Source organism: Syntrophorhabdaceae bacterium, assembly GCA_035541755.1.
Taxonomy (GTDB): Bacteria; Desulfobacterota; Syntrophorhabdia; order Syntrophorhabdales; family Syntrophorhabdaceae; genus PNOF01.
The window spans coordinates 1-13,812 of sequence record DATKMQ010000160.1; the positions used below are offsets into that span (position 1 = coordinate 1).

The 13,812-nt window shown below is 48.9% G+C and carries 11 protein-coding genes; 3 read left to right on the forward strand and 8 right to left on the reverse strand.

Translation table 11 applies throughout. The annotated features are described in order from the left end of the window. Positions 1–516 precede the first annotated feature (516 nt). Positions 517–1,266, forward strand: a complete 750-nt coding sequence (locus VMT62_15455) for an MBL fold metallo-hydrolase (protein ID HVN97826.1) — start codon at positions 517–519, stop codon at positions 1,264–1,266. Positions 1,267–1,329: 63 nt separating this feature from the next. On the opposite strand, the gene VMT62_15460 is transcribed toward VMT62_15455, so the two are convergent. From VMT62_15460 to VMT62_15470, 3 genes are all read right to left on the reverse strand, one after another. Beyond that, positions 1,330–2,037, reverse strand: coding sequence for a lactate utilization protein (locus VMT62_15460; GenBank protein ID HVN97827.1), 708 nt, complete (start codon positions 2,035–2,037; stop codon positions 1,330–1,332). A 310-nt stretch (positions 2,038–2,347) separates the two neighbouring features. Further along, positions 2,348–3,274 (reverse strand): EFR1 family ferrodoxin, encoded by a 927-nt coding sequence (locus tag VMT62_15465; GenBank protein ID HVN97828.1) that lies wholly within the window; start codon positions 3,272–3,274, stop codon positions 2,348–2,350. Between the two features lie 72 nt (positions 3,275–3,346). Next, positions 3,347–4,939, reverse strand: coding sequence for an ABC transporter substrate-binding protein (locus tag VMT62_15470; GenBank protein ID HVN97829.1), 1,593 nt, complete (start codon positions 4,937–4,939; stop codon positions 3,347–3,349). 587 nt (positions 4,940–5,526) lie between these two features. On the opposite strand from VMT62_15470, the gene VMT62_15475 reads away from it, so the two are divergent. Next, positions 5,527–6,699: a MaoC family dehydratase N-terminal domain-containing protein gene (locus tag VMT62_15475; protein ID HVN97830.1), complete on the forward strand. Its 1,173-nt coding sequence runs from the start codon at positions 5,527–5,529 to the stop codon at positions 6,697–6,699. Between the two features lie 42 nt (positions 6,700–6,741). Continuing rightward, complete coding sequence (locus VMT62_15480) at positions 6,742–7,953, forward strand: CaiB/BaiF CoA-transferase family protein (GenBank protein ID HVN97831.1); 1,212 nt, start codon at positions 6,742–6,744, stop codon at positions 7,951–7,953. Between the two features lie 1,353 nt (positions 7,954–9,306). Here the strand turns inward: VMT62_15480 and VMT62_15485 are convergent. From VMT62_15485 to VMT62_15505, 5 genes are all read right to left on the reverse strand, one after another. Continuing rightward, a complete protein-coding gene (locus tag VMT62_15485; protein ID HVN97832.1) occupies positions 9,307–10,905 on the reverse strand; it encodes an ABC transporter substrate-binding protein in 1,599 nt (532 codons plus the stop codon). A gap of 285 nt (positions 10,906–11,190) precedes the next feature. Next, the gene (locus VMT62_15490; GenBank protein HVN97833.1) at positions 11,191–11,487 is read right to left on the reverse strand and encodes a 4Fe-4S binding protein; all 297 of its coding nucleotides are present in this window, start codon (positions 11,485–11,487) and stop codon (positions 11,191–11,193) included. A 3-nt stretch (positions 11,488–11,490) separates the two neighbouring features. Continuing rightward, positions 11,491–12,882 carry an FAD-dependent oxidoreductase gene (locus VMT62_15495; GenBank protein HVN97834.1) on the reverse strand — a complete coding sequence of 464 codons (1,392 nt, stop codon included), beginning with the start codon at positions 12,880–12,882 and terminating at the stop codon, positions 11,491–11,493. Next, complete coding sequence (locus VMT62_15500) at positions 12,875–13,423, reverse strand: 2-oxoacid:acceptor oxidoreductase family protein (GenBank protein HVN97835.1); 549 nt, start codon at positions 13,421–13,423, stop codon at positions 12,875–12,877. Before VMT62_15500 ends, VMT62_15495 begins: the two co-directional genes overlap by 8 nt. Further along, a partial coding sequence (locus tag VMT62_15505) for a thiamine pyrophosphate-dependent enzyme (GenBank protein ID HVN97836.1) occupies positions 13,420–13,812 on the reverse strand: 393 nt, incomplete at its 5' end. The genes VMT62_15505 and VMT62_15500, both read right to left, overlap by 4 nt.

Here is a 13,812-nt window from a genome sequence, read left to right on the forward strand (position 1 = left end):
CGGCCACGATTCTCTTTTTCTTAAATACGCCAAGGCGCTCACCACGGTACTGGCCGTGAAAGACAGGGTCACGGGACATAATCCTTTGGCTGCCGTCTATTTGTCGGAAAGTTATTACCCCTGGATTGACAAAGAATAACGAGGATTCTTCGCCCTCCTTTATCGTATCTTTTGTGGTCCAAGAATGAATGCGCCCGGGAATGGTACACCTCCTCGGCAAGAGAGGCCGTCTATACAACGGGTTTTATAATTGCCTAAATTTACATCACAAATTTATCTGCATGAAATATGAGTACCCCTACAAAACCCCACATGGGGTCCCAGATTCCTCGAAGTTAACGCCATTACTTTCAGTTGCTGATTTTGCATTGACGATACTAACAAAAACTTTGGATTACGCATAGAAATGGCGAAAAGTGACTTTAGGGGTGGTATAATGTATGGAGACAGGTCAGGATTAGCCGTGACCAAAATGTGATTACCGTATACCACGATAACAGTGGAGGAGGGGCAAGCATGATGATAGCAAGAGGCGTTGAGGCGTTAGAGATACCCGCCACGATGGGAGGAACGAAGACGTCGATCTACCCCACCTTGATCTGGGACAGTGAGGCAGCAATTCTTGTTGATGCTGGATTCCCAGGGCAAATCCCCGCCATCAGACGGTCCGTCGCGTCCTCCGGGGCGTTGTTTGAGAATATTGACAAGATCATTATTACCCATCATGATCGTGACCACACAGGGAGCCTCCGTAGTGTTCTGACCAACCTGCCTCAAAAGGCATCGGTCCTCAGCCACCAAGAGGAGCGGCAGTACATCGAAGGACGGGCCCTACCTTGTAAAGTTATTCTGGCCGAAGCCCCTGACAGTCCATATCCTCCGGAGACGAAAGCTATCTTCCTGCAACAAAAACTCGACTATCTTGATTTCGCGGTCAGCGTCGACAGGACTCTGGAAGACGGTGAGGAATTGCCTTTCTGTGGAGGAATTGTAGTCATTCATACACCGGGCCATACACCCGGCCATATTTGCCTCTATATCGCGCAGAGCAAGACACTGGTGGCCGGCGATGCCCTTTGTGTCGAAAACAAGAGCCTGCATACACTCCCGAAATTTGCAAGTTTCGATCCGTCCCTAGCAGTCAAGTCCCTGGATAAGTTGGTTCCATACGATGTTGAGACAGTGATCTGCTATCACGGAGGAGTCTGGAGGGGAAGCGCAAGCCAATTTGTCGCCGAACTCAAGGCATTACGCTATTCTGCGTAGGCTGCCTGCGGAGTATGTAGATAAGCAGACAGGGGCGCGTGGCATTGTGCCTGGGTGGTGCCTTTATATCCCCATTGGTTCCCCAACTAATACAACTTTGATGCGGTTCCTATCGGGAGGCATTTGACCTTCGATGATCATCGTGTATCTGCAAATCCTCCACTCATGGTAACAGTCCGCACATTTACCTGTTTTCACGCAGGGCGGTTCATCGGGCACTTCAGTGCCATGTTTCAGGCGGTGACGGATAATATTCATGGGGGTACAGATACCATGAATGCGTTGCAGACCTTCTTCCACATTTCTTACTATCTTATTGGTGCCTGCGACCACAACTACTTTCTTGGGCCCAAAGGTCATTGCTGCAACTCTATTGCCTGTCCCGTCAATATTGACCAGCCTTCCATCCAGAGTGATCGCACTTGTACCGGTGAGGAATATATCTGAAAGCAAAGCTTCACGTTGAAGTTGGCGTCTGCGGTCAACTTCAGGAAGAAGACCTTTCTCATCCTTCTCAAAAGGATCAATGAGCTTGTTTTGATTTCGTTCGATCAAAGCGGGCATGATTCCCAGGTCGAAGAGCGTCACCGAGTCTGCTCTGCCCACTACTACCCCGGGAGGAATCATTTCCATGACAGCAGAGAGTGCTTCCGTTCGATCTGACACGTAATAACCCTCTATGTTTCGTCTCCCCAGGCTCTTTATTACGAGGGTTGCTCGGGTTTTGTTGAACAAGTTTTCTTCTCGACTCAAATCGGATTCTTGCAGCACAACACGTTCCTCCTTTCCATTATCGTTGTTCTCAAAACGAGTCATCCAAAAAGGGCGAAGAGTTCACCGAGGCCACATTAAGTTAGTCTGAACCTCTTTTCCTTGCCTTTACTGATTCGGGATTGCGGCGCATAAGGTAAGTTCATGTGCCTATTTCATCTCTTTGTGTTAGCCATGTATTTCGTGCCGTTCAAAAGGATGAATACACCTATTAAAATTTCGCCACAAAGAGCTAAGAACCTGATCTTATACATTGGGGCTACCGAGAGCCTGCTTTTGCGCGATACAACGCCAAAGAACTATGAAATCGTCAGGGCACAAGGAGTCGCGGATGCTTTGACTGTTTGTACCAATGAGCATCTAGCTTGATGTCTTGGAATGACACCAACCTCCGGAAACGGCCCTCTGCCTCAGCCGTCTCTAACGTCGCGTTGAGTTCAATTACATTATACTTGTCGTGAAATCTCGCGTATAGTTCGTAGTCAACCTCAATCGCACCCGCGGGGCAGATCTGTTCACAATACCAGCACGGAACGCAAAGGTCAGTTTTGAAGATGGGCGGGGACACTGTAAAATCAATTGCATTGACAGGACAATTGTCAACGCAGAGATTACATCGGGTGCATTTCTCCTGGTTAATCTTCATGCTGAGCTTGGTCAGACGACGGGCCTCAGCAAGGTCCGCCGGCATTTTCACATGTTGGCCGTGGAGCTTATGGTCACTTTTTTCCGTGAACACGGGAAGGAGATGGCTTTCTCCGCGATAGATCCTTTGACTTAACTCAGAGATTTGTGTGCCAAAGCCCTCTGCTTCTTTAAGGTCAATCTCGTCAGGGTGTCCATCCGTCATATATGGTTTTGGGATGTGAGGCATCGTTACGCCCCCATACCAGTCCCTGAAGCCTACCATCTTCATGCCCTTTTGTCTCACGAGCGGAGCAATGCTTGATACTAAGCCAGATGGAAGGGCTCCGTGTGTGCTGAAGGCAAAGACATGCTTTCCCTCCAGGGAGACCATTTGGCTAATAAAGGTTCTGACATTAGGAGGCTCCTTGCTCGACCAGGCTGGGTACCCCAGGCCGATGATATCGTATGGAATCAACTCTCTCGCAGAAATATCTTTGAGCCTGCTCAACTCGCAGTTCCCAAGGGCGGACTCTATTCCTTTATGTATTGCCTCTGCGATCTTCTTCGTATTTCCGGATTGTGAAAAATAGATGACAATAGCCTTGTTCATGTACTACCTCCCACCTATTTAAGGCTAGTAACTTATCTTCATCCCCCATAACCCTCTTTCAGAATGGCTACGCTATTTCTTTTCAAACCAAGTGGATTCCGGTGTCCATTGCATCTGGTTGGTCGTTTCATTGATGCCGTAGTTGTGGACTGGTACACGTTCTACCCAGTAGAAATTTTGGCTATAGATATTTAGGGTCAGACAATATTTGTCCGTGAATAATTTCATGGCGCGTCGGACCGATTTCTTCTTGGTTCCGAAATCAGTTGCGCGTACTGCATCCAGGACAGCTTTTCGATAGTCATCTGGTATCAGCATGCTTTTGAACCAGGCTCCTTCCGGAGGGCCAATATATCTCTTCACAAGATCGAGAGTAATGTCGGACGAACTTCCGAGCGCACTTTGTAATAGACCGTCCCATGCGCTGCTGGTGGCAAGCCTGTCGTAAGCAGGCGATGTTATCTGCTCTTGTTCCGCATCGATGCCAACCGCTTTGAGATACCCCTGAACGGCAGTAAAAATTAGATCATTTATAGGATCTTTTCGGGCTATTATCTTAGTTTTGAAACCATTCGGGTAGCCGGCTTCTGCAAGTAATTTTTTTGCTTTGTCGGGGTTATATGGATATCCGACTATATCAGGATTCCAACCCCAGCTGCCTTTATTGGGTAACTGGTTTGAAGGATTCTGCACCCCGTATAATATGGTATTATTGATTGCTACAGTATCAATGGCGTACTGAGCTGCTTGACGCACTTTGATTTTAGACCAGGGAGAATCCCTATCAGCAGAGCTAGGAATAAGCGCCAGACCAAATGGAGGACCTATATGGCGGTCAACAATGAAGCCATCTTTCCTCAGCTTGTCGAGGTTCTGCAATTCTGGCCATGAAAGTAAGTCTTGCTCACCCGTCCTAAAGCTTATTTCCCGCGTGTTCGCGTCAGTGATAATATTCCATTCAACTCCATCAAGATACGGTTTCCCTTTGTCCCAGTACCCAGGAAACTTCTTGTAGACAACTTTTGTATCTTTTACCCAACTGACAAACTGGAACGGACCGGTGCCTACGGGATTGTTTGACGCCCAGGCCTCTCCATTCTTGTTGAACGCCGCTGGCGATATGATAAGGCCGGCAGTTTCCGAGAGAGCGATAATGGCAGTGCTGTCCCAGTCAGTGAGGTTGATGCGAACTGTATAGTTGTCGACGACGTCTACCGATTTCCATTTTGGGGTACCGGGCGATTTATTCTTCATGTATTGTTCCAAGTTCCATCTCACTGCTTCAGCATCAAAGTCTGTGCCATCATGGAACTTCACACCTTTTCTGAGAAAAAGGGTGATTGTCTTGGCCGCCGTGTTCAGCTTATAACCGGTGGCTAGCTTAGGAACAAGGGCTCCTGATTTGTCTGTATCCAACAGCTTTTCTATTGCCGGAGCCGCCTCTTGATAGCCATATGCATTTGTAATCTTTGGAGGATACCCTATGAAGGTACCTTCAAAGGCATATGCTACCCTTAAGATTCCGCCATACTGTGGTTGCTTTTGCACGGTGACTTTGGCCGCTGCGTTTGCATCCAAAGCTGCAAATCCTAAAATGACCTTTACAGAGAGTATGCAGATGATAACCAAATGGAGTTGTTTTGCCCGCAATAATTTCATTTTCATCACCCTCCCTCGTGTACTTTAACTGCCGTAGCGAGTAATTAATTGAAAATCACGTTGCTAACCTGGCATTATACCTTTAAGAACTCTTATTTTCTCATTGCGACGCATAATCGACTATTGTCCGTATACTGACTATTAGTGGCTTTATAGCATACGCATTGCAGGTTGTCAAGGAGTATGAACGACCCGCGGATGGATCGTCCCCGGTTCTCTAATTAGCAGCAAATGAGAACGTAAGCAGTCATTGCTGATGCTGATAAGAAGCAGAAATTACAGGCATTATATATATGTCAAGGCTTGGACGTAGCTTTCTCTCAATTGACGCATCGGAAGCCCGAATTTGGGTTTACTTCTTACTGGCGCTTGACATGTTTTATGGCCGGTGATACAAATATATTGTCAGGGTACGGACAACTGTTGTGCTGTAACCGGAAAGGGACGGATGCAAGGAATATTGGCTGAGAGCTAGACCGCGATCTATTTGGTTTGTTTGCAGTCTAGTTCAATATTGAACCTCAAACCTAAGGAGCGGGACCATGACAGAATATAGCCCGGAAGAGATGCGGACCAGATGGGAAAATGGAACCATGAGCGCAGAGGAATGGACCAAGGTCATAGAGGAGCATCTAGCGAAAGACAGGGATAAGGCCGGTAAGACAAGCGCGGTGCCGTATGAGTGGGACGCTGCTTATACCTTTCCGGTAAACGAGTTGTCAGTGTCTGAGGAGTTTATCCGGAGATTCGTTCAGGCGATTGGGAACGCGGACCCTCTGTTTCACGATCCTGCGTACGGACGAAACACGGCATGGGGATCCATGATTGCACCGCCGACATTTGAAACGATAATCGCCTGGGCTGGGTCGTTTCCTGAAAAGGCCGACATCCCCGGATGGAATACCTTTCATGGAGGGACGGACCACAAGTGTTTCAGAGTTATTCGTCCCGGTGACAGGTTCCGTGTAATTAACAAGTATCTTGGAATTGAGGAGAAAGTTGTATCTGGAAAGCCCTACAGATTGTTTGTCCCTCGCAACCAAAGAACCTATATCAATCAACGCGAAGAAGTGGTAGCTGTCGCCACAGCCAATGAGATTGTTACCGCTATACCGCCAGGAATGAAAGAGAAGGTCACAAAAAGCTATGAAGGAAGAGAGAGGCATCGATATACGCAGAAACAGCTGGATTTGATTCACCGTTTCTACGATGACGAACTGGAGGGTAGAAACAGAAGGGGTGCTGAGGTTCGTTACTGGGAAGAAGTTCAGGAGGGTGAGGAACTTACACCACTTGTCAAGGGGCCACTCGATGTGTCCGATATTGTTTCGTACATAGGCGTGGGCGGCTACAGTATGGCCTTTGCCCTCAAATGGAAGGTGCTTAAGAAAAATTTGGGTCGCGCCCACATCGATCCCGAAACCGGTGAACATCATCTTGCCATAGACTGGCATTACCTTGATTCGATGGCCCGTGTTATGGGTCTGCCTTATGCGCACTCTACAGGCCGTCAGAACGAAGGGAACATTGGTCACCTCTTGTCAAATTGGATGGGGGACGATGGGTTTGTAACCCGGCTCACGTGCGAACATCGCGGCATCTGGTTCCAAGGCGAAACCGTGTGGTTAAAGGGTAAGGTAACAAGGAAATACGTTGATGAGGGGATGCATTTAGTTGACATAGATGCGTGGTCTGAAAATATGTTTTCGGGGCTGAAGTGTACGCTTGCACAAGCCACTGTAAAACTTGTATCTAGAACCGACTGATAGTTTACAGCGAACTGGACGTCTCAACGAAAGGAGACAATAGTGAAGAAAATACTGAGCGGTGTTCGTATACTCGATTTCACTGACGCATTGGCAGGACCCTTTTGTACCAGATACCTGGCTGATTGTGGCTGTGAAGTGATCAGCATAGAGAAACCAGGTGGAAAAATGAACAGGTCGATACCGTTTTTTTTCAAAGGACAGGGGATCGACTATATCTTTAATCACTGCGCCAAAAAAAGTATTGTAATCGATCTAAAAAATAGTCAAGCCCATGATCTTATCATGAAGCTTGCGAAGGTTTGTGATGTAGTCGTTGAGAACTTTCGTCCCGGTACCATGAAAGGGTTTAATCTTGATTACGATTCTTTTAGAACAGTGAATCCTTCAATAATCATGTGTTCCATATCAGGATGGGGACAATACGGCCCCAAATCGGAATTATTGGCGGTGGACTTATCAGTCCAGGCTCAGAGTGGCTTGCTTGACCTTACTGGCGAGCCTGATGCGCCCCCCAGCCTTGTTGGTGTTCCAATAACGGACTTTCTCGCGGGTCTCAATGCTTTTGGCGCCATATGTGCTGCGCTGTACAACCGATCGGTAACAGGGCAGGGTGAATACATTGACATTGCCATGTTGGATTGTGCTGTGACAATGCTCCACCAAGCCATCGGCACGCATCTGTTTACAAACGGGGAAATAGAAAGTCATAGGGTGGGCAGGTTCAATTCTGATTTGAGCCCTCACGGAATATATAAAGGAACGGACGGCTATATCGCTATCAGCGCTCGCGGACAGATGGGATGGAAGAACTTTACAGACGTGATGGGAAGGCCTGAGTTGGTAGACGATCCCCGCTTCAACTCGGAGAAAAACCGGGTGAAAAATAACAAAGAGGTTACAGAAATAATAGAAACATGGCTACAAACGTTTGAGAAGGTGGCAGAAGTAGCGATGCTACTGCAGAGCTACCGTATCGTTGCAGCTCCCGTCTTGACCGCTGGGCAATCAATTGAAGACCCGTACTTTGAGATAAGAGACATGCTCAGGGAAGTAGACCATTCTATTCTCGGCAAAATTAGAGTGTTGAACTCGCCGTTAAAGTTTCGGAATTCCAACGCTTCCGTTGATGGACCGCCTCCGGCTAAAGCCGGGGATCACACTAGTTACGTGCTGAAGAACATACTGGGAATGGAACGTGAGGAGATAAGAGAGTTAAAAGAAGCTGGTGTAGTATCAGGTACCGATATCTGATCTTTCAAGCCACGTTCGCGCAGAAGCGGAAATGTTCGAACGTGAGGCTCTTATTCCCAGCGTCCCCTCGTGTTATCCTTTACAAGAAGTATTTTCGCAGTCTGAGCTATGAATGTTTGGATCTCGCCAACGAGGAGTGTAACGCCCCGGTCCGGTAATCGGGCTCCAGAATGAGTTTGCGGTCACAAGGATGATAGCCGAGTAAACAGCCTTGCAACATGCCTCGGTCGAAAGCAAACACATCGCTAATAGAGGTTATAGATAGCCTATTTATGATTTTCTTCTGGTACGTCTGTTGTTCTGGAGAGTTAACGGCCTCAGAGGCAATCTGTCGTCGATCCCAGCCTCATTCTGTCCGATTGTCAACAATCTATCAAGCGCATTCCTTAACTGGCCGCGTTCCCGCTTGGAAAGAGAGGCAACAATCCTGGTGGGTACGGTAAGCTTGCTTGTCTTTTTGTTGAGTAAACGGCCTTGGTCAGTCAGAACTATCATAATGCCGTTTTTTCTTGCCGGGTCTTTGGCTTTTTTTATAAACCCCGCTTTCTCCATTCTGTCCAAGAGGTCGTGAACAGACTGACGTTTACGAAAAAGCCACAAGGATATGTCGGTGGGTCTGGCCGACCCACCTAAATCAGAAAGGATGTGTAGGACCGCCGCATGTTCGGGCGTGATTCCGTACTTCAATAATTCTTTTTGTCTCACAGCTTGAATCACGTCTCTTGTTCGACGTATCAACAACAAAATATCAAGTGTTTCGTCAGAAGTAGTCTTTGCTTCCATAATCACTTCACACCACATTCTTGATCAGATGTCACATCCTTTGAAATGTCAAACACGATGTAAATATAGATCAAAACAGCCGAAAAATCCATCTTAATGAGCAAATACATGGCATTGACATCAGGTTCTTCTCGAGACAACATTAATCATGCTGCGCCCTGCCCCTGATAAAATGATTTTCCCAAATATTTTCAGGATCTCAATAAGAAGGCCTCAGGGTCTGATTTGATTACGGTTCTGAAATCCCGTATGCGAGGCCGTCTATCGAACAATTTAGGTAACTACTTCACAACATATTAGCATTATTATTCTTGCTTACTGCAGGTGCCCCCAAAAAAGCCCCCAAATAACTCATGCATGCTCGAGAGTTCTTATCAGTTTACATTGTCGTTTCAGAAATCAACAAATGGGCGCCAGTGCCAATTTGTCTTTTATCAATGGAAATGCAGGATGTCTCAAAAGTCTTCCTTGGCTTACGTCCAAAAGACACGACGCTACCCTAAGAGTGATAAAACCACTGGAGGGCTGGCCAACGCGAGCAGCAAGGTTTTGGGGAGCCCCGACGCATGTCTAGCGCTCCATCCATGCGTCCTCAGGCGTCCACAGCTGACTCTGAGTGACCGCGATACCATGGTGATGAACTGTCCGCTTAGAAACTGCGTAATCACTGATGCTAAATATGGGAATAACTAGGGCGTACTTATCGATCATCAACTTTACGGCCTCCTGAACCCATTTCTGCTTATCTTTGAAGTTGGATGCCGAAATAGCATTCCGTACTGCCTGGAGGTAGTCTTCTGGCACCGCCATCAAACTATAATTCCTACCCCCTCCCGAATAGCGCGAAGCCAGTTGGCTTGCGGCGTCCGGGTTGGTGTTGGCACCACTCACTAGCAGTCCATCCCATTGACCCCCCTCGAACGCTATCCGCTGGAGTACTGCAGTCGTCGCGAGGGGCTCGAGGGTTATATCGATGCCGACCTTCTTGAGGAACCCTTGCACAGCTGTAAAAGCCTGATCATACTCGGGGGTACCCCGATAGGTAATCTTCGCTTTGAACCCTGCTGCATAGCCGGCTTCAGCCAGCAACTTTTTAGCCTTCACAGGATTGTATCTGTAGCCCACAACAGAAGGATTGTAACCCCAGTGTCCCTTTGGAACCCATTGATTAGCCACTTCGTATTGATCAAGAAAGATCGTCCTGACAATGGCAGCATTGTCGATGGCATAAGCTGCCGCTTGCCTTACCCTCAAATCAGACCAAGGCGATTTCGGGTCTGCAGAGGAAGGAACAAGGCAGGTCGATCCCGAGCCGGGCCTCAGGCTCTCCACCACAAAACCGTCTTTTTGGAGCCCATCGATGATTTTTGGCGGCGCGGGGCCCATAATAAGATCTGCTTCTCCTTTCCTTAATGTGAATTCCCTTATCATTGGATCGGGTACGACTTGGAATTCGATCCCGTCGAGGTATGGTTTCCCAACCTGCCAGTAACCGGGGAATTTCTTGTACACCACACGCGCGTCTTTGTCCCAGCTGACGAACTGAAATGGTCCTGTACCGACCGGATGGTTAGCTGCCCATTCCTCCCTGTTCTTTTTGAAAGCAGTCGGAGATATTATCATTCCCAGATTCTGAGCGAGATAGCTGGAGATTCCGTTGTCCCACTCGGTCAGGTTGATCCGGACCGTGTTACTGTTTAGTACATCTAACGACCGTATCTTATCGGTACCCTGACCCTTGTTCGAAATGGCCAACTCGATGTTCCATTTAACCGCGTCGGCATTGAAATCGGTTCCGTCGTGGAATTTCACACCATTTCTGAGGGTAAGCGTAATGGTCTTCGCCTTCGCATCTTCCTTAAAGGATACGGCCAGCCAAGGAACTAGCTTCGCTGACCTGTCCATCCTGAGGAGAGTCTCCAGAGCAGCTCCTGCCACGCGGTAGCCGTCAGAGATCACAATTCTTGGCGGAAACCCAATGTCCCTTCCTTCTGAAAAGCTTACGATTTTCAGAATCCCGCCGTAACGGGGAGTTTTACCAGCCGCACCGTGAGCAGCACTACTCGAGGGTTCAGTGCCACGAGATAGCACAGTACTCATAATCAAGAATGTGGCCGCCAAGACGAGGATCGGCCATTTCACCGTCCCAAGCCCTGTCCTTTTTTTCATGTTACCCTCCTATCACCTTTGCCAACCCTTATCAAGGCGTAGACAACCTGGGGATATTGAGAGCTAACCTTCCCCTGCTTATCTCATCAGCTTGTGAGGCAACCTTAGCCATAATATCGCATACTAGGCAGGTATCTCCACGCACTCCAATTCGCAAAACCCAGGTACCGTTTCAAGAGCACATATCCGATATGCAAGATTTCTCTGCTTAACGCTTAACTAGCCACATTATTGGCAGAGTTGAGATATTCGACATAAATTGGAATGAAGTTTCCCACCCCCGCTCTAGTCTGATTCTTCAAGGACCATACGAATGGCACCTTTTGGGCAGACAGCAGCACAAATACCGCAGCCTTTGCAGTAATCGAGGTCGATCAAAACATGTCTCGTCGGCTCTTCTCGGGTTATACAGAGATCGGGACAGAGGAGGCTGCAGACATCGCAGGATTCGCATTCTCGCAACCCAAGACATCGTCCGGCCTCTTCTATCGCCTCGACTTCGCTGAAATCTGTTTCTCCTTTTTTCTCCACGAATCTCGATTTCAGATCCGTGGGTTTCTTACATTCCTTGAAGTTCTCCATATCTTATCCATTTCCTTTTGCAGGCTCATTGCAAAGATGTTTATGGATGGAGGCGGCCCCTTTTTTGCCCGCCGCTATGGCGTCGATCGCCCATCCCGGCCCGGTCACCAAATCCCCCCCTGCGAAAATTCCGTTCACATTTGTCGCTCCGGTCTCCGGATCCACCGCCAACGTACCCGCCAAGTTAGTCTTTAGCCCAGCGAGACCTTTCTTGTCAACCTTTTGCCCAATGGCAGCGACTACCGTGTTCGCCTTGATGGTGAAGGTAGCTCCAGCGGTGACAGGCAACTCACCGGCGCTGCCGCTTAGGGCGAGAAAATCCACCGCGGCAACCCTGCCGTTCTTCGCGGCAATCCTTATGGGGGATGCACCCGGGTAAATAGTGATTCCTTCCTCAAGCGCCTCTTCCACTTCTTCCCTCATTGCTGGCATCTGATCTCGGGATTCGATGCAGACTATCGTCACCTGGCTCGCCCCAACCCTGCGCACGGATCGTGCGACGTCTATTGCCACATTCCCTCCTCCTATAACAAGTACCGTTTTTCCAACGCTCGGCCTGCGTCCAAGATGGAGGTTTTTGAGCAAATCCAAACCCGAGATCAAGCACCCAGTATCGCTTCCCTCTATCTCCAGCATGGACGCCTTCTGAGCTCCATTTGCGAGAAAAATCGCATGATAACCGAGTCCCTTGACATCTTGTATGCCCCTCGCGAGAATGAATGTGCTGTTGGTTTTCATCTCTATTCCAAGCGCCTTGATCCTCTCGATCTCCATCTGAAGGATATCCCTAGGCAGCCGAAATTCCGGGATCCCCACGGCAAGCATACCGCCGAGGACTGGAAGCTTTTCCATGATAGTAACGCCGTATCCGAGAAGGGCCAAATCATGAGCGGCAGCAAGACCAGCCGGACCGGAACCCACGACTAAAACCTTCTCGCGCCTCTCTTTCATCGGAATGTTGACCCTCTCCGGTCTGCCGTTCTTCGCATAGTCTGACACAAATTTTTTCAAAAGCCTCAGTGCAACTGGCTGATCCACGCTTCCCCGCAGGCATGCCTCCTCGCAGCCGTGATGACAAATGAACCCACATACTGCGGGCAGAGGATTCACCTCCAGAATTGAGGAGAGCGCCTCTTCAAACTTGCCCTCGGCAATCAACCGGGCATATCCTACGGTATCTTGGTGAATGGGGCAAGCCCTTTGACAGGGAGGAGGCGGGCCGTGCTTTTCCGGCCGCTCCTCAGTAATCTTTTCCCGGTAGACTGCGCCCCGGAGGCTCATTTCTTCTTCCCGATACTCCGGTATGGCCTCGGCCGGGCAGCCGTCGATACAGATGTTGCATACCTTGCATCGATCCATCTCGATAACCGGTCTGTGTGTTCTTCCTTCAAACATGGACGTTTCTCCCGATTCTCATCCCCGCTTCGAAAGCCTTCAAATTCAATTCGTGGAAGCGTTCCCTCACATGCCCAAGAATTGCCTTTTTAGACCCTTCCGGTGATACGATCCCAGTGATGGCGACGAAGGCACCCAAGAGCACAAGGTTTGCCATTTGTTGGTTATTCAGATTCTTGAGTGCGTAGTCGGTTGCCTGCACCGGGAGCTGTCTAACTGTAGCTATAGCTCTTGGGGTCACAAATCCGGGGTCGTAGAGAATAAGACTGTCCACCGAGCGCACCTCCGCACTGTACAAGTCATAGGTGGCCTGCGACATGGCGATAAGAAAATCAGGGCTAATCAGATGGGGAAAGTCAATAGGCCTATCAGAAAGAATCACCTCTGATCGGCAGTCTGAGCCTCGCGCCTGGGCGCCGTACACGTTGGATCCGGATACGAATTTTCCATCATTAGCCCCCGCGGCCCCAAGGAGAAGACCCGCCATAACGATTCCCTGTCCCCCTGACCCACTCAGACGCACCTGCACCAGACTCCTCATGATAGAAACTCTCCCGTGATTACTTTTCCGGTAAGCTGTTCCTCGGTCAGATAGGCAGCTTCTTCTTTCGTAACACACCGGTCAGTGAGATCTCGGATCAGGTCTTCCGGTCTGTCAAATCGGTTACGCCGTCCAAACTGAGTAGGGCACGGTGACAGGACTTCGATAAAAGAAAAACCAACTCGGTTTAGCGTCTTTTTGATCGAATTGATGAGACTAATTGGTTGGCTGACCGCATATTTTGCCACATAGCTCGCACCCGCCGCGGCAACTAGATGTGTTAAGTCAAATGGCCGATACGGATTGCCGTCCTCAGTCGTCGAAGTCATCGCTCCGGCCGGTGTCGTCGATGCTACCTGCCCGCCAGTCATGCCGTAAATCATATTGTT

Bases quoted from the DNA above. Each gene is read 5' to 3' on its own strand.
- VMT62_15455 (HVN97826.1), top strand. From the start codon at position 517: ATGATGATAGCAAGAGGCGTTGAGGCGTTAGAGATACCCGCCACGATG.
- VMT62_15465 (HVN97828.1), bottom strand. From the start codon at position 3,274: ATGAACAAGGCTATTGTCATCTATTTTTCACAATCCGGAAATACGAAG.
- VMT62_15470 (HVN97829.1), bottom strand. From the start codon at position 4,939: ATGAAAATGAAATTATTGCGGGCAAAACAACTCCATTTGGTTATCATC.
- VMT62_15475 (HVN97830.1), top strand. From the start codon at position 5,527: ATGAGCGCAGAGGAATGGACCAAGGTCATAGAGGAGCATCTAGCGAAA.
- VMT62_15485 (HVN97832.1), bottom strand. From the start codon at position 10,905: ATGAAAAAAAGGACAGGGCTTGGGACGGTGAAATGGCCGATCCTCGTC.
- VMT62_15490 (HVN97833.1), bottom strand. From the start codon at position 11,487: ATGGAGAACTTCAAGGAATGTAAGAAACCCACGGATCTGAAATCGAGA.
- VMT62_15495 (HVN97834.1), bottom strand. From the start codon at position 12,882: ATGTTTGAAGGAAGAACACACAGACCGGTTATCGAGATGGATCGATGC.
- VMT62_15500 (HVN97835.1), bottom strand. From the start codon at position 13,423: ATGAGGAGTCTGGTGCAGGTGCGTCTGAGTGGGTCAGGGGGACAGGGA.